This window comes from Nonomuraea sp. NPDC001636 (assembly GCF_040298265.1).
Taxonomy (GTDB): Bacteria; Actinomycetota; Actinomycetes; order Streptosporangiales; family Streptosporangiaceae; genus Nonomuraea.
The window spans coordinates 135191-157877 of sequence record NZ_JBEOZT010000023.1 but is presented as its reverse complement, the minus strand read 5'-3'; the positions used below and the strand labels follow the sequence as shown (position 1 = coordinate 157877).

The 22687-nt window shown below is 71.2% G+C and carries 26 protein-coding genes; 17 read left to right on the top strand and 9 right to left on the bottom strand.

The features are described from left to right. Positions 1-33: 33 nt before the first annotated feature. On the bottom strand, positions 34-579 hold the full coding sequence (locus ABT158_RS35300; protein ID WP_352361021.1) for a CGNR zinc finger domain-containing protein: 546 nt from the start codon (positions 577-579) through the stop codon (positions 34-36). Between the two features lie 86 nt (positions 580-665). Here ABT158_RS35300 and ABT158_RS35295 point away from each other — a divergent pair, with 86 nt between their 5' ends. After that, the gene (locus ABT158_RS35295; protein ID WP_352361019.1) at positions 666-1508 is read left to right on the top strand and encodes an alpha/beta fold hydrolase; all 843 of its coding nucleotides are present in this window, start codon (positions 666-668) and stop codon (positions 1506-1508) included. A 91-nt stretch (positions 1509-1599) separates the two neighbouring features. On the opposite strand, the gene ABT158_RS35290 is transcribed toward ABT158_RS35295, so the two are convergent. Together ABT158_RS35290 and ABT158_RS35285 are read right to left on the bottom strand one after the other, a co-directional pair. After that, a complete protein-coding gene (locus ABT158_RS35290) occupies positions 1600-1827 on the bottom strand; it encodes a DUF3073 domain-containing protein (protein WP_352320460.1) in 228 nt (75 codons plus the stop codon). 151 nt (positions 1828-1978) lie between these two features. Further along, positions 1979-3058 carry a Leu/Phe/Val dehydrogenase gene (locus ABT158_RS35285; protein WP_352320458.1) on the bottom strand — a complete coding sequence of 360 codons (1080 nt, stop codon included), beginning with the start codon at positions 3056-3058 and terminating at the stop codon, positions 1979-1981. 105 nt (positions 3059-3163) lie between these two features. Between ABT158_RS35285 and ABT158_RS35280 the strand changes: the two genes are divergently transcribed. Then, a complete protein-coding gene (locus ABT158_RS35280; RefSeq protein ID WP_352320456.1) occupies positions 3164-4027 on the top strand; it encodes a DUF8083 family protein in 864 nt (287 codons plus the stop codon). A 322-nt stretch (positions 4028-4349) separates the two neighbouring features. Continuing rightward, on the top strand, positions 4350-4553 hold the full coding sequence (gene bldC / locus ABT158_RS35275; protein WP_013133571.1) for a developmental transcriptional regulator BldC: 204 nt from the start codon (positions 4350-4352) through the stop codon (positions 4551-4553). A gap of 121 nt (positions 4554-4674) precedes the next feature. On the opposite strand, the gene ABT158_RS35270 is transcribed toward bldC, so the two are convergent. Next, the gene (locus ABT158_RS35270) at positions 4675-5262 is read right to left on the bottom strand and encodes a TetR/AcrR family transcriptional regulator (RefSeq protein WP_352361016.1); all 588 of its coding nucleotides are present in this window, start codon (positions 5260-5262) and stop codon (positions 4675-4677) included. 281 nt (positions 5263-5543) lie between these two features. On the opposite strand from ABT158_RS35270, the gene ABT158_RS35265 reads away from it, so the two are divergent. The 4 genes from ABT158_RS35265 (at position 5544) to ABT158_RS35250 (ending at position 9552) form a co-directional block, all read left to right on the top strand. After that, complete coding sequence (locus ABT158_RS35265; protein WP_352361014.1) at positions 5544-6536, top strand: LacI family DNA-binding transcriptional regulator; 993 nt, start codon at positions 5544-5546, stop codon at positions 6534-6536. 208 nt (positions 6537-6744) lie between these two features. After that, on the top strand, positions 6745-6993 hold the full coding sequence (locus tag ABT158_RS35260; RefSeq protein WP_125645653.1) for a hypothetical protein: 249 nt from the start codon (positions 6745-6747) through the stop codon (positions 6991-6993). A 121-nt stretch (positions 6994-7114) separates the two neighbouring features. Then, complete coding sequence (locus ABT158_RS35255; RefSeq protein ID WP_352361012.1) at positions 7115-7963, top strand: N-acetylmuramoyl-L-alanine amidase; 849 nt, start codon at positions 7115-7117, stop codon at positions 7961-7963. Beyond that, a complete protein-coding gene (locus ABT158_RS35250) occupies positions 7960-9552 on the top strand; it encodes a beta-N-acetylhexosaminidase (protein WP_352361010.1) in 1593 nt (530 codons plus the stop codon). The genes ABT158_RS35255 and ABT158_RS35250 overlap by 4 nt, the downstream gene beginning before the upstream one ends. Positions 9553-9559: 7 nt before the next feature. Here the strand turns inward: ABT158_RS35250 and ABT158_RS35245 are convergent, their stop codons facing one another. Genes ABT158_RS35245 through ABT158_RS35235 form a run of 3 tightly spaced genes read right to left on the bottom strand, consistent with a single transcriptional unit; the run spans position 9560 to position 11848 of the window. Then, positions 9560-10120, bottom strand: coding sequence for a GNAT family N-acetyltransferase (locus tag ABT158_RS35245; RefSeq protein ID WP_352361008.1), 561 nt, complete (start codon positions 10118-10120; stop codon positions 9560-9562). 18 nt (positions 10121-10138) lie between these two features. After that, positions 10139-11191, bottom strand: coding sequence for a quinone-dependent dihydroorotate dehydrogenase (locus ABT158_RS35240; RefSeq protein ID WP_352361006.1), 1053 nt, complete (start codon positions 11189-11191; stop codon positions 10139-10141). A 6-nt stretch (positions 11192-11197) separates the two neighbouring features. After that, the gene (locus tag ABT158_RS35235) at positions 11198-11848 is read right to left on the bottom strand and encodes a response regulator (RefSeq protein ID WP_352361004.1); all 651 of its coding nucleotides are present in this window, start codon (positions 11846-11848) and stop codon (positions 11198-11200) included. A gap of 18 nt (positions 11849-11866) precedes the next feature. On the opposite strand from ABT158_RS35235, the gene ABT158_RS35230 reads away from it, so the two are divergent. Together ABT158_RS35230 and lpdA are read left to right on the top strand one after the other, a co-directional pair. Next, a complete protein-coding gene (locus ABT158_RS35230; protein ID WP_352361002.1) occupies positions 11867-12241 on the top strand; it encodes a tautomerase family protein in 375 nt (124 codons plus the stop codon). A 39-nt stretch (positions 12242-12280) separates the two neighbouring features. Beyond that, the gene (gene lpdA / locus ABT158_RS35225; protein ID WP_352361000.1) at positions 12281-13660 is read left to right on the top strand and encodes a dihydrolipoyl dehydrogenase; all 1380 of its coding nucleotides are present in this window, start codon (positions 12281-12283) and stop codon (positions 13658-13660) included. Positions 13661-13716: 56 nt separating this feature from the next. Here lpdA and ABT158_RS35220 read toward each other — a convergent pair whose 3' ends face one another. Continuing rightward, complete coding sequence (locus ABT158_RS35220; protein ID WP_352360998.1) at positions 13717-14181, bottom strand: anthrone oxygenase family protein; 465 nt, start codon at positions 14179-14181, stop codon at positions 13717-13719. A gap of 116 nt (positions 14182-14297) precedes the next feature. Here ABT158_RS35220 and ABT158_RS35215 point away from each other — a divergent pair, with 116 nt between their 5' ends. Further along, the gene (locus tag ABT158_RS35215) at positions 14298-14786 is read left to right on the top strand and encodes a hypothetical protein (RefSeq protein ID WP_352360996.1); all 489 of its coding nucleotides are present in this window, start codon (positions 14298-14300) and stop codon (positions 14784-14786) included. Here ABT158_RS35215 and ABT158_RS35210 read toward each other — a convergent pair whose 3' ends face one another. Continuing rightward, a complete protein-coding gene (locus ABT158_RS35210; protein ID WP_352360994.1) occupies positions 14787-15605 on the bottom strand; it encodes a nucleotidyltransferase domain-containing protein in 819 nt (272 codons plus the stop codon). It abuts the gene before it with no gap. A gap of 151 nt (positions 15606-15756) precedes the next feature. Here ABT158_RS35210 and ABT158_RS35205 point away from each other — a divergent pair, with 151 nt between their 5' ends. From ABT158_RS35205 to ABT158_RS35175, 7 genes are all read left to right on the top strand, one after another. Then, positions 15757-16530: a hypothetical protein gene (locus tag ABT158_RS35205; RefSeq protein WP_352360992.1), complete on the top strand. Its 774-nt coding sequence runs from the start codon at positions 15757-15759 to the stop codon at positions 16528-16530. A gap of 78 nt (positions 16531-16608) precedes the next feature. After that, a complete protein-coding gene (locus ABT158_RS35200) occupies positions 16609-17076 on the top strand; it encodes a hypothetical protein (protein ID WP_352360990.1) in 468 nt (155 codons plus the stop codon). 78 nt (positions 17077-17154) lie between these two features. Beyond that, positions 17155-17871, top strand: a complete 717-nt coding sequence (locus tag ABT158_RS35195) for an ABC transporter ATP-binding protein (RefSeq protein WP_352360988.1) — start codon at positions 17155-17157, stop codon at positions 17869-17871. Then, positions 17868-18593 carry an ABC transporter permease gene (locus ABT158_RS35190; protein ID WP_352360986.1) on the top strand — a complete coding sequence of 242 codons (726 nt, stop codon included), beginning with the start codon at positions 17868-17870 and terminating at the stop codon, positions 18591-18593. The genes ABT158_RS35195 and ABT158_RS35190 overlap by 4 nt, the downstream gene beginning before the upstream one ends. Continuing rightward, a complete protein-coding gene (locus ABT158_RS35185) occupies positions 18587-19774 on the top strand; it encodes a sensor histidine kinase (RefSeq protein WP_352360984.1) in 1188 nt (395 codons plus the stop codon). Before ABT158_RS35190 ends, ABT158_RS35185 begins: the two co-directional genes overlap by 7 nt. 4 nt (positions 19775-19778) lie before the next feature. Beyond that, positions 19779-20405: a response regulator gene (locus ABT158_RS35180; protein ID WP_352360982.1), complete on the top strand. Its 627-nt coding sequence runs from the start codon at positions 19779-19781 to the stop codon at positions 20403-20405. Positions 20406-20603: 198 nt separating this feature from the next. Beyond that, positions 20604-22646, top strand: coding sequence for a cellulose binding domain-containing protein (locus ABT158_RS35175; RefSeq protein WP_352360980.1), 2043 nt, complete (start codon positions 20604-20606; stop codon positions 22644-22646). The last annotated feature ends 41 nt before the right edge of the window (positions 22647-22687 follow it).

Here is a 22687-nt window from a genome sequence, read left to right as displayed (position 1 = left end):
CCGAGAGGGGGCCGGCTCGGTCCGGCCCCCCGTTCAAACGGTCTTGTGCCGCTGGTAGTGGCGGGCGACGCGCACCCGGTTGCCGCACAGCTCCGGTGAGCACCAGCGCCGCCGCGGGTGGGCGGGCAGGAAGATCATGCGGCACCGGGGCCCCTCGCAGGCCCGGATCCGGCTCGCCGCCGGATCGGTGAGCAGGTCGGCCGCGGCCTCGGCGAGCTGGGCGAGCAGGCGGGCGAGCCGGTCGCCGTCCCTGCGCGCGCCCTTGGTGAGCCCGCCGTCCGTCACGTCCAGGCGCCCGTACGCGGGCGCGGCGCGCATCGCGTCGTTGATCGCCCCGACCGCCTCGCCGGGCGGCCTCTCCCCCCGGCGCACGGCGTCGACCGCCGCCGCCACGTGCGCCCGCAGCTCCCGGACCACGCCCAGGTCGTCCGCCGTGAACGGCCCCCGGACGGAGGCCAGCCGCCCCGCCTGACGATCGAGCCAGTTCCCGAACACCTCGGGCGTGTCGAGGACGTCGAAGTCCTGGGCCCGCGTGTTCACCAGGTCCAGCGCGAGCGGCTCACCGATCAGGAACTCCATGAGTCCTAATGTTACATCTCCCCATTGACGCGTTAGAAGTCCGCTCGCTATAACTAACGCATCATTGCGCGAGAAAGGCATTAGGCATGGAGATCCCGCAGATCCGCCACGGTTTCGTGGACGTGGAAGGCGTGCAGGTGTTCTACCGGGAGGCGGGCCCGCGCGACGGCATCCCCGTGCTGCTGCTGCACGGCTTCCCCTCGGCCTCCCACCAGTACAGACGCCTGATGGACGCGCTGGGCACCCGCTACCGCCTGATCGCGCCGGACTACCCCGGCTTCGGCCACACCGAGGCCCCCGGCGACTTCGTCTACTCCTTCGACCGCCTGGCCGACGTGGTCGAGGGTTTCGTGCGCAAGATCGGGCTCGACCGCTTCGTCTGGTACGCCTTCGACTTCGGCGGCCCCGTCGGCTTCCGCCTGGCCACCCGGCACCCCGAATGGATCGCCGGCCTGATCGTGCAGAACGCCAACGCCTACGACGAGGGCCTGTCGGACCTGGCGCGCGCCACCGTCCACGCGCCCGCGGAGAGCCTGGGCGACCTGTTCACCCTGCCCGTCACGCGCGGCCAGTACGAGGGCGGCGCGTCGGACGTCTCAGCGGTCGCGCCCGACGGATGGACCCTCGACCAGCACTTCCTGGACCTGCCCGGACGCCGGGAAGCCCAGCTCGCGCTCGCGCTCGACTACCGCTCGAACCTCGCGCTCTACGCCGACTGGCAGGCATGGCTGCGCCGCCACCGGCCGCCCACGCTGATCGTGTGGGGCCGCAACGACGCCTTCTTCCCGGAACCGGGCGCGCACGCCTACCTGCGGGACCTGCCGGACGCCGAGCTGCACGTGCTCGACACCGGGCACTTCGCGCTGGAGGACAAGCTCCCTGAGATCGCGCCGCTGGTCGCGGGCTTTCTCGACCGCACGCAAGCGTGACGAAAGCCCCACGGTTGCCCGTGGGGCCCGACGCTCATGAACGAGGATCCGGCACATGCCGGACCCTCGGCCACGTCACTCTGAAGAACGGCTATCGGCGACCGGAAGGACGGCCGTCTTCGTCGTCCCCGGAACCGTAGTCATCGGCGTAATCGGCATAGCGATCCGCCAGCTCATCGTTGAGGTCGTCGGCGTCGTCATTGCTGGAGTCTCCGACCCCGAGTTCGTCGCGCAGACGGTCAAGATCCGTGCCACCGCTGTTGTACTTCAGCTGGCGAGCAACCTTGACCTGCTTGGCCTTTGCTCGGCCGCGCCCCATTGGCTCGACCCCCTCGTGTGGGGTCGTCCCCGACCCCTCGTCGCTAACGCACCACACACTGACGCCGCCTGACTTTGGACGTCAGCCTATCGTTCGCCTATTACCGTACCTGTTTTGTGCCCAGCTCGGTACGTCGTATGGGCGTGGGGCGTCAGTGGCCCAGCCAAATGGCCCTAATACGCCCGACTTCCGACATTCTGCGCTCAGCTAGCCTATCCGCTGCCACAGCCGGAGGAACGCCCTCGTCCGCCGCGATCCCGAAGATCTTCAGAGTCGTGTCGTAGATCTGGGCCGCCTTCGCCCTGGCGCGGTCCATGCTGAAGCCCTCGATCTCGTCGGCGACCTGGATGACGCCGCCGGAGTTGACCACGTAGTCGGGCGCGTACAGGATCCCGCGGTCGGCCAGCTGCTTCTCGACGCCGGGATGCGCGAGCTGGTTGTTGGCCGCGCCGCAGACGATCTTCGCCCGCAGACCGGCCACCGTGGCGTCGTCGAGCGCGCCGCCCAGCGCGCAGGGCGCGAAGACGTCGATGTCGGACGTGGTGAGCGCCTGGGCGTCGGCGACCACCTCGACCTCCGGATGCCGCTGGCGCACCCGCTCGACGGCCCGCGGGTCGACGTCGCAGATCACGACCTCGGCGCCGTCCTCGCGCAGGAGGTCGACCAGGCGGTGGCCCACCTTCCCGACCCCCTCGACGCCGACCCGCCTGCCGTGCAGCGACGGCGTGCCGAAGACCCGTTCGGCCGAGGCGCGCATGCCCTGGAAGACGCCGAACGAGGTCAGGACGGAGGAGTCGCCGGCGCCGCCGTGGGCCAGCGTGCGGCCGGTGACGTGGCGGGACTCGCGGGCGACGACGTCCATGTCCTCGCTGAAGGTGCCGACGTCGCAGGCGGTGATGTAGCGCCCGCCGAGCGACTCGACGAACCTGCCGTAGGCGCGCAGCAGCGCCTCGCTCTTGACCTTGGCCGGGTCGCCGATGATGACGGCCTTGCCGCCGCCGAGGTCGAGGCCGGCCAGGGCGTTCTTGTAGGACATGCCCTTGGCCAGGTTGAGCACGTCGGCCAGGGCCGCCTGCTCGTTCTCGTACGGATAGAACCTGGTGCCGCCGAGCGCGGGCCCGAGGGCCGTGCTGTGGACGGCGATGATCGCACGCAGGCCGCTCTGCTCGTCGGCGCAGAAGACGACCTGCTCGTGGACGTCCTTGTGGGACGTGCCGAAGACGTCGGTCACGGTAGTGACTCCCTGTCCGGTCCACCGCTCCTTCGCGGCGGAGGTCACTCTCAGACTAGTAAGCCCGACGGTGCGCGCAGGTGCTCTTCGTGACACGATGCCTCCGTGCTGCCCTATGCCGCCTACCTCCGCGTCTATGAGCCACTGACCGCGTTCGCCGAGTCCGAGCGCAAGCTGTGGGCCGACTACGCCGACTCACGCGACCGTCCGCGCCGGGCGAACGCGCTCAACGCGGAGCACAGCGAGTCGGTCATGCGCCTGCTCGGCATGCCCCCTCAGCCCGTTCCCGCCCAGGAGAGCCCCAATGCCTATCTGCGGCGCGTTGAGGACCGTTTGTACGTATGTCCCTGGCAGACCCGTCTGCGGTCGTGGCTGGCCTTCTCAAGGCTTCGTGGCGCCACTCCCGTGAAGCTGATGGACCGGCTCGTGCCGAAAGCCATCGCCGAGCAGACGGCCGACGACTTCGACCGGTTCAAGCGCCGGGCCGGTTCGTCCGCCTTGCGTACGCACATTCGCACCACGGCGTGGCATGTGCCGCCATCGTGGTTCGTACCGTTTGATGGGAACGAGCGCTGGCTGGTGCTCGGCTCCTCCACCCCGGGACAGGACGTGACGACCACTACGGGCCGTAACCTCATCTACGTCACCTCCATGGCTCAGGCCAGGAGGCGGGCGGCCCGCGCCCTCAACGTGATGCGCCGGCACCTCGGCGACGCGTCCTCCAACTTCGACGTGGAGGACATCGCGCGCTGGCTGGAGGAGTTCCACCCGCACTCGCTGGTCGAGCTCGACTACGGCGGCCTGGTCCACCTGATGAACGACGACGCCCTCCAGGCCGACCAGTCGGTTGCTGAGCTTTCGGCCGCTTTGACCGGTCTGGACACGGGTCAAGAAGAACTTGCCTATGCCATGTACCAGCGCGTCATCCTTCGGTGGAAGTCAATGCAACAGCTGGAATCCGCCAACTGATTCCCAAAACAACCGTCTGACCTGCATGAGTAGGTCACGTCTCGCGGCTGCTCTCTTCTGCGAACTGAGTAGTTTGCCGTTTTCACTGCGATACCACGAACCGTGTCGCTAGAATCACCGAGCGTGACATCGCCATGGGGGCGGGCAGTTGGGTCAAAGAAGGGCTCGCCAATCGCTCTGCGTGGCGGTATGGTCACATCGGGTGATGCCGCATATGGCTCAGAAAAGCCGCACGCTCTGCGCCATAGGGGGACATCCGTGACACGCGCAAAGGCAGTCACAGGATCGCTAAGCCGGTCCACACGGAGGAGAGGCCGCACAAATGTCAGCTCGTACACCCGAGGCCGAGCCGCTGCTCACGCCCGCTGAGGTCGCGACCATGTTCAGGGTCGACCCCAAGACCGTTACGCGGTGGGCCAAGGCGGGCAAGTTGACGTCGATTCGTACCCTCGGCGGTCATCGGCGTTACCGGGAGACCGAGGTTCGCGCACTGCTCGCGGGCATCCCGCAGCAGCGTTCCGAGTAGTCGCAAGGGTCGTCACGAACCTCAGGGGGGTTGAGGGTGGACCAGGTACGCTTGCCCGGTCCACCGACGTGACGTCGCACGGGGAAGTTGGCGTCGCCCGCCCGGCGCCACTCTTCCCCCGCTACCCCAGTTGCTCGCCGGTGAGCACGTCGAGCAGCTCGCCGACCTCGCCGTCGTGGGCGGCGGCCACGCCCAGCAGGGCCACCATGTGGTCGACGAGCATCTTCTCCAGGATCGGCCGCTCGACGTCGCGGTGCTCCAGCCAGTCGAGGCCGGCCGTCTCCACGGAGGCGATCCACGAGCGCAGCGTGGTGCGCAGCACCGGGCTCGGCTCCTCGACGCGCATCTGCTTCTGGATGAGGCGGAACAGCCTCCGGCGCACGCCGTCGACGATCTCCCCCACCTCGCCCGCCCGGTTGGCGGGCCCTCCGCGCAGCAGCGCGGCGAAGCCGGCGGCGTGCTCCTCGACGAAGTCGAAGTAACGCCCGAGGCCCGCGGCCAGCTCGTCGAGCGGCCTGCCGCCCTCGGCCGGGCGCAATCGCGACTCCAGCTGCTCGGCCGCGCTCCTCAGCGCGGCCACGTAGAGCTCCTGCTTGCCGCCGAAGTAGTGGTAGACCAGCGCCCGCGAGGCGCCTGCCGCGGAGGCGACGTCGTCGATCGAGACGTCCTCGGCGTCACGGGTGCTGAACAGCTCCAGCGCAGCCGCCATGAGCTCCTCGCGACGGCGGTCCACGCTCAGCCTTCGGCGTGCGGGGCGTGCCGTCTCGGCTGACTTCCCGGGTGTCACACCTGCACAGTATCCGACGGCATGCCCAATAGCGGACGTGTGGCGAATGGGTCAATATCAGGCTTCCCTAACCCGAAGCCGTACCCTGCGGCTTACTCGATCGTTTGGTGAGACAGGTGCCCATATCCGCATCGCGGGGGAGACACATGTCAGGACCGCCCGTCAACACTTCAACCATCGCCGAGCTCCGCGAGGTAGAGCCATTGCCTCGGCCACGACCCACCATCCGCAACGTCGCCGAGCGAGCCGGCGTCTCGAAGTCGCTGGTCTCACTCGTGCTGCGCGGATCCCCGCACGTGAGCGAGCACCGGCGGCAGGCAGTGCTCCAGGCGGCGCGCGAGCTCGGCTACCGGCCGAACGCCGTCGCGCGCAGCCTGGTGGAAGGACGTACCCATCTGGTCGGGGCGCTCGTCGCCGACCTGCACAACCCGTTCTACGCCGAGTTCCTCGACGGCCTGCAGGAGAGCCTGCACGGCGACGGGCTGCGCATGCTGATCGGGAACAGCCAGTGGGACCCGGCGTTCGAGGACGAGGCCGTCGAGGCCTTCCTGGAGCTGCGGGTCGACGGGCTGGTGCTCTTAGGCATCGCGCCGACCAGCGAGACGCTGATCGAGGCGACCGCCTACACCCCGACCGTCGTCGTAGGGGAACGTGACATCGAGCTCGACGGCGTCGACATCGTGGTCGACGACGACCAGCTCGGCGCCCGGCTGGCCATCGACCACCTGGTGAACCTGGGGCACAAGCGGATCGCGCACATCGAGGGCCCCCGGTCCTCGCGCTGCGAGGGCTACCTCGTGGCGATGCGCAGGCATTCGCTGGCCCCGTACATCATGGTCGAGGCGGCGGACGCGACCGAGGAGGGCGGCCGCGAGGCGGCGATCGCCCTGCTGACCCGCGACCCGCGGCCGACGGCCGTGTTCGCGGCCAACGACGTGGTGGCGCTGGGCGTGCTGGCCGCCGCGGCCGAGCTGGGGCTGCGGGTGCCGGAGGACCTGTCCGTGGTCGGCTACGACAACACCCACCTGTCGGCCTCACGGCACATCTCGCTCACCTCGGTCGACCAGCCACGGCGTGCCATGGGCAGGTCGGCGGCCGCGCTGCTGAGCGACAGGATAGGCGAGCCGGCCAAGGGCGCCCGGCTGCGCGAGATCCAACCCGAGCTGATCGTGCGCCGCAGCACGGGACCCGCCTGAGGGGATATCTGCCGGTTGCGCTGCCGTTGCGGGCCTTTACCGGCGCCGCAATGGCACGGCGGGCCAATGCGCAGGTCTCTCGTCGGCAAGCCCGCCCAAAGCCTGGGTCAAGCCGTACGGCAGCGTCGCCGGACGGCGGTTTACTCGTCAGGGTCATGCTAATTGTGGCCGAATCTGGTTCGGTCACGATCTGATCCGGGGGACAGTCATGCGTGATCCAGAACTGGTGTCCTGCGCCCAGCGCGCGGCGGCCGAGCTCGAACGCGCCTGGGGGCACTGGCGGGCGGGCAGGGGGCGGGGCACCGACGTCGGCGCCGAGTCCGTCGCCAGCTACGTGGCGCATTCCCTCGACCATCCGTGGGGCCGCCCCCGCGTCGTCCTCGGCCTCGACGCCGAGGACGCGCGGGAGCTGGCCGCCCTGCTCGAACGGCAGGAGGTTGGCGAGCACGTGTGGTGAGAAACCGCCAGGCGGACCGTCGCAGCGGTCCCGATCCGGCACTTCGGCGGGGTCGCGTGCCGACTCGCAGGATTGCTGTTGATACGGGCCTGAACGCGTGGCTTCACGTAAGTTGGAGCTCATGCGTGCTCTACCAGCCACCGTCCTCGCCGTCTGCGGCCTGATCGCCTCCGCGTGCGGCGGCACCGAGCCTGGTGGCGCCGCGGCAGGTCAGGCCCCCTCCACCGGCCAGGAGACCGGCAAGGCGTCCGTCCAGGACGGGTCGACGGAGACGGCCACGGCGAAGCAGGCGCCGCCCGGCGCCAAACCGCTCGCCGGCAAGGTCATCGTCATCGACCCCGGGCACAACGGCGGCAACTACCGCCATCCGGCCGAGATCAACCGCAAGGTCAACGTGCTGACGCAGATGAAGGCCTGCGACACGACCGGCACGGCCACGAAGAGCGGTTACAGCGAGGCCGCCTTCACCTGGGACGTCTCCAACCGCATGGCCAAGATCCTTGAGCAGCGCGGCGCGACCGTCAAGCTGACCAGGTCGAGCAACGACGGCGTCGGCCCGTGCATCGACAAGCGGGCCGCGATCGGCAACAAGGCCCATGCCGACGCCGCGATCTCGGTGCACGGCGACGGCTCGGACAACCCCTCGCACCGGGGGTTCCACGTGATCCTGCCGAAGAAGATCAACGGGCCGGTCGACAAGGTCGTGGGCGCCTCGACCAAGCTGGGGATCGACGTACGCGACGCCTACCTCAAGGGCACCGGCATCCCCTACTCCAACTACATCGGCACCAAGGCGCTGAACTTCCGCGACGACATCGGCGGGCTCAACCTCTCGACCGTGCCGAAAGTCCTCGTCGAGTGCGGCAACATGCGCAACGCCGTCGACGCGGCCAAGTTCCAGGACCCGAAGTTCAGGCAGCGGATCGCCTTGGCACTCGCGAACGGGATGCAGCACTATCTCGAACCATGATTCCTCGCCCAGAGCTGCTCAGTGATCTCTCCGGCTCCTTCGAGCTGACCTCGGGCGCGACCGTCGCCGGTCCGTACGCGGACGCGGTACGTCGCGCGCTGCCCCTCCTCGACCTGCGCCCGGGAGACTCGGGCGAGATCGAGGTACGCCAGGATCCCGCGCTCGGCGAGGAGGCCTACCGGCTGACCACCGGGTCGCGGGGGATCGAGATCGTCGCCGGCGGGGCGGCGGGCGCGTTCTACGCCGCGCAGTCGTTGCACCAGTTGCTGCCGGACGCCTCCTACCGGTTCGCCGACGGCGCGTCGTGGCCCGTGCCCGGGGTGCGGATCGAGGACGCGCCGCGGTTCGCCTGGCGGGGGCTGCATCTCGACGTGGCCCGGCATTTCTCCCCCAAGCGGGAGGTGCTCCGGCTGATCGACCTGATGGCCGTGCACAAGCTGAACCGGCTGCACCTCCACCTGGTCGACGACCAGGGCTGGCGGGTGGAGAGCCGGGCGTACCCGCTGCTGCACGAGGTCTCCTCGCACCGGCCGCGCACGGCCACCAACTACTACCGGGAGCCGGAGGCGTACGACGACATCCCGCACGGCGGCTACTACACGCTGGAGGACCTGGCCGAGATCGGCGCGTACGCGCGGTCCAGGTTCGTCACGGTGGTGCCCGAGATCGACGTGCCGGGGCACGCCTCGGCGATCCTGGCCGCCTACCCGGCGCTCGGCGCCACCGGCGAGCCCTACGACGTGCTCGACCGGTGGGGCATCTCGCCGGCGATCCTGTCGCCGCTGCCGCCGACCGTCGAGTTCCTGATCACGATCTTCGACGAGATCATCGGCGCGCTGGGCGAGGTGCCCTTCTTCCACATCGGCGGGGACGAGGTCGTGCTCGACCACTGGGCGCAGTCGGCGCAGATCACGGCCTACCGCGAGTCGCTGGGGCTGTCCACGGTGCCCGACCTGCAGGCGTGGTTCCTGCGCGCGCTGGCCGACGCCCTCGCCGAGCGCGGCGCGCGGGCCGTGGTGTGGGACGAGGCGTTCGTCAGCGGCGGGCTGCGCCAGGACACCGTCGTCATGCCGTGGCGCGGCATGGGCGTCGGGCGGCGGGCCGCCGCGGCGGGCCACGACGTGGTCGCCACCCCGGTGTTCCCGCTCTACTTCGACTACGCCGAGGCGGCCTCCGCCGACGAGCCGATGGCCATCGGCGACACCACCACGGTGGCCGACGTGGCCGCGTTCGACCCGGCCCCCGCCGACTGGACGGACGAGGAGCGGGCACGCGTCATGGGCGTGCAGGCCCAGCTCTGGACCGAGCGGGTGCCCGACCCCCGGACGGTCGACTACCGGCTCTGGCCGCGGTCTTGCGCGCTGGCGGAGGTGGCCTGGGCCGGCTCGGGCGGCGACGGGTTCGCCGAGCGGCTGGAGAGGCATCTGCGGCGGCTCGACGCGATCGGCGTGGAGTACCGGCCGACGGCGGGCCCGCACCCGTGGCAGCGGCGGCGCCCGCACCGGCCGAGCGGCGTGAAGGTGAACGAGGTGATGGAGCGCATCGACGCCATGACGCACGACGCGGAGTCGACCAGGCCGAGCGTCTGACCGGCGGTCACATGGGCGCGGGGCGGTCGTTGAGTATGCGCTGGAACAGCACGTGGTCCTGCCACTCGCCGTCGATGCTGACGGCGCGTGGGGCCATGCCGTACTCCTCGAAGCCCGCCTTGCGCAGGACCGCCTGCGAGGCCTTGTTGTGCGGGAGCGTGCCGGCCTCCACCCGGTGCAGGCTCAGGTCTTCGTCGGCGGCCCGGCACGCCTCCAGCACCGCCTTGGTGGCCAGCCCCCGCCCGTTGTACGCGGCGTCCACCCAGTAGCCCAGCGACGCGCTCTGGGCGGCGCCGCGGATGATGCTGTTCAGGTTCATCCTGCCCACGACGCGGTCGCCGTCCGTGAGCACCCACGGCATCACGAAGCCGGCCGCACGGTCCTCGGCCAGTCGTTCGAGGCGTGCGGCCTGGCCCGCGGTGGTGAAGAAGTCGGCCGGCCTGCGGGGCTCCCAGGGACGCAGGAAGTCGCGGTTGCGGCGGTAGGCGTCGGCCAGCGCCCGCGCGTCGGACCTGGCGACGGGGCGCATGACGACGTCGTCGGTGAGCTTCACCTCGGCATTGATCACGATTCCACGATAGGGGCCCTAGGCGGTGCGGCCGATCGCCTCGGTGACGGAGGACAGGCCGTGGCGGCGGACCCGGCGGGCGAGCTGCCGGTGGATGCGGGCGGCCCACAGCGGGCCGCCGTAGATCCAGCCGGTGTACCCCTGGACCAGGGTGGCCCCGGCCAGCAGGCGCTCCCAGACGTCGTCGACGTCCTCGACGCCGCCCACGGAGACCAGCGTGATGCGGTCGCCGACCTTGGCGCGCAGCCGGCGCAGCACCTCCAGCGAGCGCCCCTTGAGCGGACGCCCGGACAGGCCGCCGGTCTCGCCGCCGTGCCTGATGGTGGTGTTGGTCGCGATGATGCCGTCGAGGCCCAGCTCCACGGCCAGGTCGGCGACCGCGTCGACGTCTTCGTCGGCCAGGTCGGGGGCGATCTTCACCAGCAGCGGCGTACGGCGCGGCGTCGCGTCGGCGACCTCCTTGACCGCGGCCAGCAGCGGGCGCAGCAGCTCGACCGCCTGGAGGTTGCGCAGGCCGGGCGTGTTGGGCGAGCTGACGTTGACCACCAGGTAGTCGGCCAGCGGGGCCAGCTCCCTGGCGGCGGTCACGTAGTCGGCCACCGCCTCGGACTCCGGCACCACCTTGGTCTTGCCGATGTTCACCCCGACCACGACCGGCACCCCGCGGGTACGGCGCAGCCGCCGGGCGGCGGCGCGGGCGCCGGAGTTGTTGAAGCCCATCCGGTTGATCACCGCCCGCTCCCCCACCAGCCGGAACAGGCGTGGTTGCGGGTTGCCGGGCTGGGCGTGCGCGGTGATGGTGCCGACCTCGACGTGGCTGAAGCCGAGCGCGGCGATCGCCTCGGCGCAGGCCGCGTCCTTGTCGAACCCGGCGGCCAGGCCGAACGGGCCGGGGAAGTGCACGCCGAACGCGGTCACCCGCAGGACCGGGTCGTGCGGGGCGAAGGCTCGGTGGAGCAGCCGCTTGAGCAGGGGCAGCCGGGCGAGCACGGCCAGGCCCTTGACGGTGAGACGGTGCACGGCCTCGGCGTCGAGACGCCGCAAGACCTGCGTGAACACGAGGCGATACATCACGGGTCAGGCTACCAATCCCGCCTCGTGGGCGATGATCGCGGCCTGGACGCGGTTGCGCACGTCGAGCCGGGTCAGGATCGTGCTCACGTACGCCTTCACGGTGCCCTCCACGATGTGCAGCCGCCGGGCGATCTCCGCGTTCGACAGGCCCGCGCCGAGCAGGGCGAGGACCTCCCGCTCGCGGTCGGTGAGCACGCCGACGCGGTCGCGGGCCTCGGCCTCGCGGGCCATCCGGCCGCCGCCGAGCTGGGCGATCACGCGCTGGGCCACCTTGGGCGACAGGTACGCCGCGCCGTCGGCGACCGCGTGGATGCCGGCGATCAGCTCGCGCGGGTCGCCGGACTTGAGCAGGAACCCGGCGGCCCCCACCTCCAGCGCCCTGGCGATGTAGTCGTCCTCGCCGAACGTGGTCAACATCACCACGGCGGTGGCGGGCGCGACGCGGCGCAGCTCGGCCGCGGCGGCCAGGCCGTCGAGGCGCGGCATGCGGATGTCGAGCAGCGCGACGTCGGGACGGTGGCCGATGGCCAGGTCGACGGCCTGTCTGCCGTCGCCTGCCTCGGCGACCACCTCCAGGGACGGGTCGGAGTCGAGTATCGCCCTGACCCCGGCCCGGATCATGGCCTCGTCGTCGGCGAGGAGTACGCGGATCACGCCCTCTATATTGCCGACATGGCACAAGTGAAGGTTTACGGGCGTCGTGACGTGTGGGGCGGACGGCAGCGGGAGATCTCCGATCTGCTGCAGTCGTGCCTGGTGAGCGCGTGGGGCGTGCCCGAGGAGAAGCGGTTCCACCGGTTCCTGCTGCTGGACGCCGACGACTTCGTCTGCCCGGGGCGCAGCGCGAACTACCTGATCATCGAGGTGGTGTGCTTCACGGGACGCAGCGACGACGCCAAGCGCGCGCTGATCCGGTCGATCTACGAAAAGTCGGGATACGACCCCGAGGATGTGGAGATCACGATCATTGAGATGCCCAAGGTGAACTGGGGAATCCGGGGCGTTCCGGCCGACGAGCTGACGCTGTCGTACAAGGTGGAGGTCTAGCGTCAAGGGTGACCTGGGGCGGGCGGTATGGTCCGAGTCATGAGCACTCACTATGACGTCGTCGTTCTCGGCGCGGGTCCGGGAGGATACACGGCCGCCGTCCGCGCCGCCCAGCTCGGGCTGCGTACCGCGGTCATCGAGGAGAAGTACTGGGGTGGCGTCTGCCTGAACGTGGGCTGCATCCCGTCCAAGGCGCTGCTGCGCAACGCCGAGCTGGCCCACATCTTCCACAACGAGGCCAAGACGTTCGGCATCAGCGGCGAGGTGAGCTTCGACTACGGCGCGGCCTTCCAGCGCAGCCGCAAGGTGGCCGACGGCCGGGTCAAGGGCGTTCACTACCTGATGAAGAAGAACGCCATCACCGAGTACGACGGGCGCGGCACCTTCCTCGACGCCAACACCCTGCAGGTCAACGACGAGACGATCACGTTCGACCACTGCATCATCGCGGCCGGGGCCACCACCAGGCTGATCCCGGGCACGCAGTTGTCGGAGCGGGTGGTGACGTACGAGGAGCAGATCCTCACCGAGAACCTGCCGCGCAGCATCATCATCGCGGGCGCGGGCGCGATCGGCGTGGAGTTCGCGTACGTGCTGCACAACTACGGCGTCAAGGTCACGATCGTGGAGTTCCTCGACCGGGTCGTGCCGCTGGAGGACGAAGAGGTCTCGGCCGAGCTGGCCAAGCGCTACAAGCGGCTCGGCATCGAGGTGCTGACCTCGACCCGCGTCGACGGCATCGAGGACACCGGCGGCTCGGTCAAGGTCACCGTCACCCGCGACGGCCAGACCCAGGTGCTCGAAGCCGACAAGGTCATGCAGGCCATCGGCTTCCAGCCGCGCGTCGACGGCTACGGCCTGGAGAAGACCGGCGTGCAGCTCACCGAGCGCGGCGCGATCGCCGTCGACGGCCGCTGCCGCACGAACGTGCCCCACATCTTCGCCATCGGCGACGTCACCGCCAAGCTCATGCTGGCCCACGCCGCCGAGTCGATGGGCATCATCGCCGCCGAGACCATCGGCGACGCCGAGACCATGGAGCTCGACTACGTGATGATCCCGCGGGCCACGTACTGCCAGCCGCAGGTGGCCAGCTTCGGCTACACCGAGGCGCAGGCCCGCGACCTGGGCTACGACGTCAAGGTGGCCAAGTTCCCCTTCACGGCCAACGGCAAGGCCCACGGCCTGGGCGACACCGCCGGGTTCGTCAAGATCATCAGTGACAACACCCACGGCGAGCTGCTCGGCGCCCACCTGATCGGCCCCGAGGTCACCGAGCTGCTGCCGGAGCTCACGCTGGCCCAGCAGTGGGACCTGACCGTGCACGAGGTCGCGCGCAACGTGCACGCGCACCCGACGCTCGGCGAAGCGGTCAAGGAGGCGATCCACGGCCTCGCGGGCCACATGATCAACATGTGATCCCGTCGCGCGGATGCGCATCCCGGTGCTCGTCCATCGGGATGCATCCGGCCGGGTCAGGCCCAGACGTACAGGGCGACGCCGAGCAGCGCCACGGCCAGCGCCGAGGCCCAGCCGCGCAGCGTGTTCCACCGGGTCCAGCGCGGCGCGTACGCCTGCCAGGCCAGGTCGCCCGCCTCCAGGGCGTTGTTCATCGGCACGTTGATCGCGGCCGTGACGGCGATCGAGCCCAGGAAGTAGACGACGGCCGCCGCGAACGCCAGGACGGCCGGCCCGCCGTCCCCGCCGATCAGCAGGAACACGCCGGCCAGCAGCGAGGCCACGGGCGCGAGCGTGAACGTCGACAGGAAGCCCGGGTTCAGGATCTTCCTGTTCATGCTGCGCATGGCGGCCGCCGCGTCCTCCTCCCCCACGGCGTCCAGGCCGGGCATGACGGAGGTGGAGAAGGCGAAGAACACGCCCGCCATCAGCCCGTTCAGGACGAGGGCGAGCACCGAGGAGATGACCGCGAGTACGCTCACGTCCCTATGATCCCTTAAGTCACGCTTGTCCGGAAACGGCGGACGATTCGTGATTCTCATTGAACGTTCATGTATTCCTGAGATGTCTCTGAGACCGGGAGCACACCGTGGTGCCCGTGCCTCCAACGAACGCGCAAACACAGATCGGACGGCTCGGCGCCGTCACGGTACGTCTGGGGCTCTTCGGGCTGGTCGCGCTGGGCATCCTGGGCGCCGGCCTGGAGCTGGCCTTCGAACGCCACTGGCAGTCCTGGCAGCAGTTCGTCCCCTGGGTGGCGCTGCTGGCGCTCGGGGCCGCGCTCGTGCTGCTGGCCCTGGACGCCTCGCCCCTCACGCTCAAGGTCGTCCGCGGGATCGCGCTGGTGGTGCTGCTCGCCTCCGCCTACGGCGTGTACGCGCACATCTCGGCCAACCATGAGACGGGCGCCTTCGACCCGCGCTACGCCGACACCTGGCAGACCCTCTCGCCCCTCACCCAATGGTGGTACGCGCTGACCAAGTCCGTCGGCCCGGCCCCGCCGCTCGCGCCCGGCATGCTCGCCCAGAGCGCGCTCCTGCTGCTGCTGACCACGCTGGCCCCCGCCAGGGCCAGGGAGCACGCCTGATCACACCCCGCAGGCGGCCCGCACGTCGGCGACGAGCCGTTCGGCGGCGGCCACCGTACGGGTGATCTCCTCCGGCGTGCCGCCGACGGAGGCGAGCAGCGCCTGGGCCCGCTCGCCGAAGCCGGCGGGCGCCGAGGGCAGCCGGTCGGCGGCGGCGACCATGCCCTTCTCGTTGATCAGCCAGGCGCCGTCGGCCGCGTGCAGGGCGTGGCAGGCGACGCCGATCGCGCGGAACAGCGCCCCGGCGGCGTACACCGGGTCGCGCCCGGCGGCGCCGTATCCGGCGATCGTCAGCGAGAAGCCGGCCTCCCACAACCCCTGGACCAGCGCCTCGCGCAACGCGGGCGGGTACGCGGCCGTCTCGGCGCGCAGGGCCGCCAGCTCGCCGGACGGATCGGCCAGCACCTTGCACAGCGCCACCTCGCCCGCGTAGGCGTGGGAGTAGAAGCCCAGCGGGTGGCCCGGCTGGACGCCGATCTCGTACCGTCCGGCGCGGCAGTCCCGCCAGACGCGGCGCACCCGGTCGAGGTCGCGGTAGATCCAGTCAACCCGCCACCCCTCGACGGTGAGCCAGCCGCCGCCGTCGACCCACGGGCCCCAGCCGCCGGGCTCGGTCACCTCGGTCGGCTCGCCGGTCATCTCCCGGGCGAGGGCGCGCAGGTCGCCGACGGCGAGCGGCCCCCGGTAGTACAGGCCCAGATCGATGTCGGAGTCCGGCCGGTGCGTGCCGCGCGCCCGGCTGCCGCCGAGCGCGACCGCCACCACGCCGGGCACCTCCGCCAGTCTCGCCGCGATCTCCCGCAGCCGTTCGTCACGCATGCCGGTCCGCCATCCGTCCAACCTACCGAAGGCCCAAATCGCATATTTCCGAACCACTCCGGCATTTTCCGCGTCACACTCAAGCACAGCCCGGTGTGTGATCCACGAGACTGGAGAGACCGAAGTGGCGTCAGGTCGCAAACTCGTAGCCATGGCCGTGATGACGGCCGCCGCGCTCACCACGGGAGGGGCCGTGGCCCGGGGCGAGGCCCGCCCGGCCGCCGCCGCCGCGGTCCAGGAGCCGGCCCCCGTGACCACCACCGCCCTGACCACCACCGCTCCGACCGCCACCCCCGCCGCCGTCGCCGAGCCCGCCTGCATGCGGGTCAAGGGCGCCGAGGTGTGCGTGGGCCCGGACGGCAGCGACCGGCCCGGCATCTGGGTCGAGGACACCCGCAACGACAAGCTGCACGCCGCCGTCGAGTACCACCTGAACGAGTACCTGGGCACCAAGTACGTCATCCACAACCTGGGCGGCAAGGGCGAGATCCGGGGCACCCGCGAGATCGGCAGGACGGTGACGTTCCGGGCCGCCGTGTACGAGGGCAACCACCGCGTCCGGGTGGGCCGCTGGAAGACCGTCCGCAACCTCACGAAATATCCGGTCAAGCGCGACACCGGCGTCACCCCGGCCGCCGCGCGGGGCCGTTCGGAGCTGTGCTCGTACACCAAGGGCGGGGCCAGCGTGTGCTTCCACGAGCGCGACACGTACGTCTTCGCCTGCGACACCAGGGCCGACGAGTACCAGGCGCGGGCCGAGTACTTCGTGGCCGGCGACCCGACCGCCCGCTACGAGATCCACCAGCTCGCCGGACTCAACACCTGCGGCAAGGCCGAGCACGGCGACCAGTCGATCAGCATGTACCGCGCGTCGGTCTACAACGGCTCCCACCGGGTCGCGACGCGGCAGTACAAATACAACTAGTTTGCAAGCGGCCCCGCAAGCCGGTTGAAATCGGGCCAATGCACTGTGTGGTCATCCCAGAGAGGAAGGAACCCCTCGATGACCGCCTCCCGTACCGCCGCCGTCCTGACCGGTGTCGCCGCCGCAGCCCTGGTCGCGCTCGCCTCCTCCCCCGCCCAGGCCGCCTCGGCCGCTCCGTGGGGTCCCTACTACGCCCCTGGGCACGCCGCCAAGGCGACCGGCTCGCTGAGCGCGACCGGCGAGGACCACGCCGACCTGCCGACCGCCGACGCGGTGCGAATCTCCGGCAAGCTGACCGACTCGACCCGCAAGGACTCCGCCTGCGGCTGGGCGGTGTTCCGCATCACCTACCGCGACGGGAGCAACCTGCCCAACAAGGAGCGCAGCATCCGCAACTGCTCCTACAGCTCCGCCAAGCGGTTCTCCTTCGAGTACCACGACGTCTACCAGGTGGAGCTGAAGGTCTGCGCCGAGGGCAAGGGCTCCAAGCCGTCCCTGAACTGCCTGTACGCCGGCACCTGGAAGACCCTCTACCTGTCGAAGTGACGACCCCCGGCGGCGGCGTCCCGCCCATCCACCGATCGGTGGATGGGCGGGACGCCGCTCCCGCGTGATGCTCGGATCATGACAGTCATCGAGATCGACGACCTGCGCAAGAGCTACCGGCACACCCGGGCCCTCGACGGCCTCTCCCTGACCGTGGAACGCGGCGAGATCTTCGGGCTCGCCGGGCCCAACGGCGCCGGGAAGACGACGGTCGTGGAGTGCGTGTCCGGGCTGCGGCGTCCCGACGGCGGCAGCGTGCGCGTGCTGGGCCTCGACCCGCAGGCCGACCGGCGCGCGCTGCTCCAGCGCGTCGGCGCCCAGTTGCAGGAGGCCGCCCTGCCCGACGGCATCAAGGTCGGCGAGGCCCTGCGGCTCTACGCCTCCCTGTACGACCACCCGGCCGACTGGCGGGCCATCATGGACGAATGGGGCCTCACCGACAGGAAGGACGCCCGCTTCGGCGGCCTGTCCGGCGGCTGGAAGCAGCGCCTGTTCATCGCGCTGGCCCTGGTCGGCGACCCCGAGGTGGTCCTGCTCGACGAGCTGACCACGGGCCTCGACCCCGACGCCCGCCGCACCACCTGGGGGCTGATCCGGGCCATGCGCGACCGGGGGATCACCGTCGTCCTGGTCACCCACTTCATGGACGAGGCCGAGGCGCTGTGCGACCGGATCGCCGTCGTCGACCGCGGCCGGGTCGTGGCCGAGGGCAGCCCGCGCGAGCTGATCGGCCGGGCGCGGGCCGCCTCCCTGGAGGACGCCTACTTCACGCTGACCGGGAGGGCCGAGGCATGAAGGGCTTCACGAGAGTCGTCGCCGTCGAGCTCAGGCTGGGGTTGCGCGACCCGATGTCGGCGTACTTCGCGCTGGGCTTCCCGCTGGTCATGCTCTGGGTCAAGCTGCGCGGCGGCGACCGGCCGCTGCCCGGCGGCGAGCGGCTGGTCGACGCCACCGTGCCGATGCTGACCGTCTTCGTCGTGGGGCTGGCCGCGCTGGTCGTCCTGCCGGCCACGCTGGCCCAGTACCGGGAGCGCCGGGTGCTCAAGCGGCTGCGGGCCACGCCCGCCACGCCGTTCATGCTGTGCGGCGCCCAGTGGGCCGCGCACATGCTGCTGGCGGTGCTCGGCAGCGTGCTGCTGGTCGTCCTGGGCGTGGCCGGCTACGGGCTGAGCGCGCCCGCCAGCCTGCCCGGCGTGCTGCTGGCCTGGCTGCTCGGCGCGCTCAGCCTCGGCGCGGTCGGGCTGCTCCTCGGCGCGCTGGCCCCCAGCGGGCGGGCGGCGACGGTGATCGGGCTCGCCCTGTTCTTCCCCATGGTGTTCCTGTCCGGCGCGGTGATCCCGCGCGAGACCATGTCGGGGTCGATGCGGGCGATCGGGGACCTGACGCCCATGGCGCCCGCCGTCCAGGCGATCCGCGACGGCTGGTCGGCCGGCGCGCTCCCGCCGCTCACCCTCGGGATCATGGTGGCGGTCAGCGTCGTCGCGGGCGGCCTCGCGGTGAGGGCCCTGCGGTGGTGAGCCGGTGGGAGCGGGTCACCGCGGCCCTGCCGTACCTGCTGGTGCTGCTTCCCGCGCTGTTCTCGCTGCTGCGGACGTGGAGGGTCGAGGTGCTGGCCCTGGCGCTGTTCGCGGCGGCCTGGCACTGGTTCGTGGTGGCATTCCGTCCCGGCTGGAGCGCGCGGGCGTGGGTGGTGGCCGGGTACTTCGTGGTGCTGCTGGCGGTGGTGGCGGCGCTGGTGCGGATCGACCCGGTCTTCACCGTGACCGGGGTGGGGATGTTCGTCCAGTGCTTCGCGCTGTTGCCCGGGTTGTGGGCGTACGCCGGGGTCGCGGTGACGGTCGGGACGCTGGTCGCCGCCCGTCCGCCGGCCGGTCGCACCCCGGTCGAGCTGCTGGCCTCCTTCGTGGTCGGGGTGCTGGTCGCGTCCATGACCGGGCTGGTCTTCCAGACCGTCTCCGAGCAGAACGCGCAGCTCAAGGAGAAGAGCGCCAGGCTGGCCGCGCTCGCCGAGGAGAACGCCGACCTCCAGGCCCGGCTCCTGGTCCAGGCCCGCGAGGCGGGCGTGCTGGGCGAGCGGCAACGGCTGGCCAGGGAGATCCACGACACCGTGGCCCAGGGGCTGACCGGCATCCTCACCCAGCTGGAGGCCGCCGACGAGGCCGCCGGAGCGACGCCCGCGGTGCGCGCGCGGCTGGCCACCGTACGGGAGCTGGCCAGGGAGAGCCTGACCGAGGCCCGCCGCTCGGTCCAGGCGCTGCGCCCGGCGCCGCTGGCGACGGCGGCGCAGCTCGGGACCGCCCTGGCGGAGGTGGCGGCGGCCTGGTCGCGAACCTGCGAGGTGCCGGCCTCGGTGTCGGTCACCGGCGACGCCCGGCCGCTGCACACCGAGGTGGAGAGCACGTTGCTGCGGGTGGCCCAGGAGGCGCTGGCCAACGTGGGCAAGCACGCGCGGGCCTCCCGGGTGGGGATCACGCTGTCGTACATGGAGGACGTGGTGGCGCTCGACGTCCGCGACGACGGGTCCGGCTTCACCCCGGGCTCGGGCTTCACCCCGGGCTCGGGCGGCAGGTTCGGGCTGGTGGCGATGCGGCAGCGGGTCACCCGGCTGGCCGGCAGCCTCGCCGTCGAGAGCGCCCCTGGCCAGGGCACGGCGATCTCCGCTACCGTTCCGGCCATCCCCGCCGACCCGGGAACGTGAGCCCATGCCGGTACGCCTGATCATCGTCGACGACCACCCCGTGGTCCGCGACGGGCTGCGCGGCATCTTCGAGACCGACGGCTTCGAGGTGGTCGGCGAGGCGGCCGACGGCGCCGAGGCGCTCGCGGTGGCCCTGCGCACCGCCCCCGACGTCGTGCTCCTCGACCTGCGCATGCCGGGGCCGAGCGGCGCCGAGCTCATCCGCCGGCTGCGCGAGCAGTGCCCCGGCACGCACGTGCTCGTGCTGACCACCTTCGGCGACGACGCCGACGTGGTGCCCGCGATCGAGCAGGGCGCCACCGGCTACCTGCTCAAGGACACGCCGCGCGCCGAGCTGCGCCGGGCCGTGCTGGCCGCGGCCCGCGGCGAGAGCGTGCTGTCACCGGCCGTGGCCGGGGTGCTGACACGGCACGCGCACCCCCCGGAGCAGCGCGCGCTGAGCCCGCGGGAGCTCGAAGTGCTCGGCCTCATCGCCCGCGGCGCGACCAACCGCGAGGTGGCCAGGAAGTTGTTCGTCACCGAGGCCACCGTGAAGACCCACCTGCTGCACGTCTTCGCCAAGCTGGAGGTCAAGGACCGGGCGGCGGCCGTCGCGGCGGCCTACGACAGAGGCCTGCTCAAGCCCGCCTGACCGGCTGGAACCCGCTCAAGCCCGCCTGACCGGCCGGGGCCCGCGCAAGGCCGCGTGACCGGCACGCCCGCTCAAGCCTGGCCGACGTGAAAGTTTCAGCGCCGATTGACGGGCCGGACCCCACGTCGCATGATCATGCTTGCCTCCTGGTCAGGAGGGGGCGTCGAGCCATACCGCTACCCACGGCGAGGTACCCCGATGCCTGGCAAGATCCTGCCCAGGGCCGCGACCGCGGCCCTCCTGACCCTCACCACGCTGATCGCTCCCCCGGCGCGCGCCGACGACGTCACCCCCGTCACGGTGACCGTCAACGCCCGCGCCGCCCTGGCCACCGCCCCCGAGACCGGCATCGGTTCCAACCATGCGATCTGGGACGCGAACCTGGGCACCGACCAGACCGCCGACCTCCTCAAGGACGCCGGCGTCAAGCTGCTGCGCTACCCCGGCGGCTCCTACTCCGACATCTACCACTGGGCCGACCACACCGCCCCCGGCGGGTACGTCGCCCCGAACACCGACTTCGACACCTTCATGCGCGGCGTACGGCGCACCGGCGCGCAGGCCATGGTGACCGCCAACTACGGCACCGGCACCGCCGAGGAGGCCGCCGCCTGGGTCCGGCACGCCAACGTCACCAAGGGCTACGGCGTCAAGTACTGGGAGATCGGCAACGAGAACTACGGCAACGGCCACTACGGCAGCGCCTGGGAGGCCGACGACCACGCCGACAAGAGCCCGGCCGAGTACGCCCGTCACGTCGTCGCCTACGCCGACGCCATGAAGGCGGCCGACCCGACGATCAAGATCGGCGCGGTGCTGACCACCCCCGCCAACTGGCCCGACGCCATCACCGCCGAGGGCGACGACGGGAGCTGGAACAAGGTCGTCCTGTCCCTCGCCGGGCCGAAGATCGACTTCGTGATCCTGCACTGGTACCCCGGCGCCCTGGACAGGGCCGGTCAGGTCCCCGACATGATCCGGCTCACCCGGCAGCAGCTCGCCGCGTACGCCGGGCCCGGCTCGGACCGCATCGGCATCGCGATGACCGAGTTCAACACCGGCTCCAGCAGCAACGGCACCAACACCCAGCCCGGCGCCCTGGCCGCCGCCGACGCCTACGCGAGCCTGCTGGCGAACGGCGTGTTCACCGTCGACTGGTGGAACGTGCACAACGGCATCGGCAACGTCACCGAGGTCGAGGGGCACACCGACTACGGCGACTTCGGGCTGCTGTCCAGCGGGGTCTGCAACTCCTCCGGGGTCTGCGAGCCGCCGCTGAACACGCCGTTCGCGCCGTACCACGCGTTGCGGATGGTCAGCCTGTTCGCCAGGCCCGGTGACCAGTTCGTCACGGCGGCGACCGACCAGCCGAAGGTCAGCGCGCACGCCGTCCGGCGGCCGAACGGCGACCTGGCGGTCATGCTGATCAACAGCTCGCCGGACACGTCGTACCCGGTCGCCGTGGACTACGCGGGCTTCACGCCGGCCGCGGGCGCGCCCACCGTGCTGACCCACGTCAACGGCGCGACCGCCATCACCACCGCGACCACCGGCACCGCCACCGGCCAGACCCTGCCGCCGCTCTCGCTGACCACCGTCGTCGTGCGTCCCGCCGCGCTTCAGGCCGGCCTGCCCGGCGCGCCCGGCCGTCCGGCGGCCTCGAACGTCACCGACCGGACCGCCGTCGTCTCCTGGCCCGCCGCCGCCCCCGGCGCCCGCCCGATCGTCAAGTACGAGCTCCACCGCCAGAACGGCGCCGTCAGCGAGCAGCTCGGCGAGACCGCCGGCACCTCCTACACGGTGGGCAACCTCAAGCCCGGCACCACCTACACGGTCAACGTGATCGCCCGCGACAGCGGCGGCGGCGTCTCCTGGGCCTCACCGCCCCTGACCTTCACCACCGGCACCCCGGCGACCAGCTCCTGCGCCGTCCGATTCACCGACCAGACCGACTGGGCCAGCGGCTACGTCGGCGCCGTCGAGATCACCAACAACGGCGCCCCGGTCAACGGCTGGACCCTGAGCTTCCCCTGGCCGAGGCCCTGGCAGAGCCTCGGCAGCGGCTGGAGCGCCACCTGGACCCAGACCGGCTCGAACGTCAAGGCCGTCAGCGAGCCCGGCAACGCCTCCCTGGCCACGGGCGCCTCGACCACGATCGGGTTCGTCGGCAACTACGCCGGCCCGAACCTCCTGCCCACCGTCTTCACCCTCAACGGAACCGTCTGCACCACCAGACAGTGACCCGGCCTGCCGCGCCCCGGCCCCTGATCACGGACGCGTGA

Bases quoted from the DNA above. Each gene is read 5' to 3' on its own strand.
- ABT158_RS35200 (WP_352360990.1), top strand. From the start codon at position 16,609: ATGACCGCCTCCCGTACCGCCGCCGTCCTGACCGGTGTCGCCGCCGCA.
- ABT158_RS35230 (WP_352361002.1), top strand. From the start codon at position 11,867: ATGGCACAAGTGAAGGTTTACGGGCGTCGTGACGTGTGGGGCGGACGG.
- ABT158_RS35250 (WP_352361010.1), top strand. From the start codon at position 7,960: ATGATTCCTCGCCCAGAGCTGCTCAGTGATCTCTCCGGCTCCTTCGAG.
- ABT158_RS35300 (WP_352361021.1), bottom strand. From the start codon at position 579: ATGGAGTTCCTGATCGGTGAGCCGCTCGCGCTGGACCTGGTGAACACG.
- ABT158_RS35260 (WP_125645653.1), top strand. From the start codon at position 6,745: ATGCGTGATCCAGAACTGGTGTCCTGCGCCCAGCGCGCGGCGGCCGAG.
- ABT158_RS35270 (WP_352361016.1), bottom strand. From the start codon at position 5,262: ATGGCGGCTGCGCTGGAGCTGTTCAGCACCCGTGACGCCGAGGACGTC.
- bldC (WP_013133571.1), top strand. From the start codon at position 4,350: ATGTCAGCTCGTACACCCGAGGCCGAGCCGCTGCTCACGCCCGCTGAG.
- ABT158_RS35195 (WP_352360988.1), top strand. From the start codon at position 17,155: ATGACAGTCATCGAGATCGACGACCTGCGCAAGAGCTACCGGCACACC.
- ABT158_RS35210 (WP_352360994.1), bottom strand. From the start codon at position 15,605: ATGCGTGACGAACGGCTGCGGGAGATCGCGGCGAGACTGGCGGAGGTG.
- ABT158_RS35190 (WP_352360986.1), top strand. From the start codon at position 17,868: ATGAAGGGCTTCACGAGAGTCGTCGCCGTCGAGCTCAGGCTGGGGTTG.
- ABT158_RS35180 (WP_352360982.1), top strand. From the start codon at position 19,779: ATGCCGGTACGCCTGATCATCGTCGACGACCACCCCGTGGTCCGCGAC.
- ABT158_RS35295 (WP_352361019.1), top strand. From the start codon at position 666: ATGGAGATCCCGCAGATCCGCCACGGTTTCGTGGACGTGGAAGGCGTG.
- ABT158_RS35255 (WP_352361012.1), top strand. From the start codon at position 7,115: ATGCGTGCTCTACCAGCCACCGTCCTCGCCGTCTGCGGCCTGATCGCC.
- ABT158_RS35290 (WP_352320460.1), bottom strand. From the start codon at position 1,827: ATGGGGCGCGGCCGAGCAAAGGCCAAGCAGGTCAAGGTTGCTCGCCAG.
- lpdA (WP_352361000.1), top strand. From the start codon at position 12,281: ATGAGCACTCACTATGACGTCGTCGTTCTCGGCGCGGGTCCGGGAGGA.
- ABT158_RS35175 (WP_352360980.1), top strand. From the start codon at position 20,604: ATGCCTGGCAAGATCCTGCCCAGGGCCGCGACCGCGGCCCTCCTGACC.
- ABT158_RS35240 (WP_352361006.1), bottom strand. From the start codon at position 11,191: ATGTATCGCCTCGTGTTCACGCAGGTCTTGCGGCGTCTCGACGCCGAG.
- ABT158_RS35205 (WP_352360992.1), top strand. From the start codon at position 15,757: ATGGCCGTGATGACGGCCGCCGCGCTCACCACGGGAGGGGCCGTGGCC.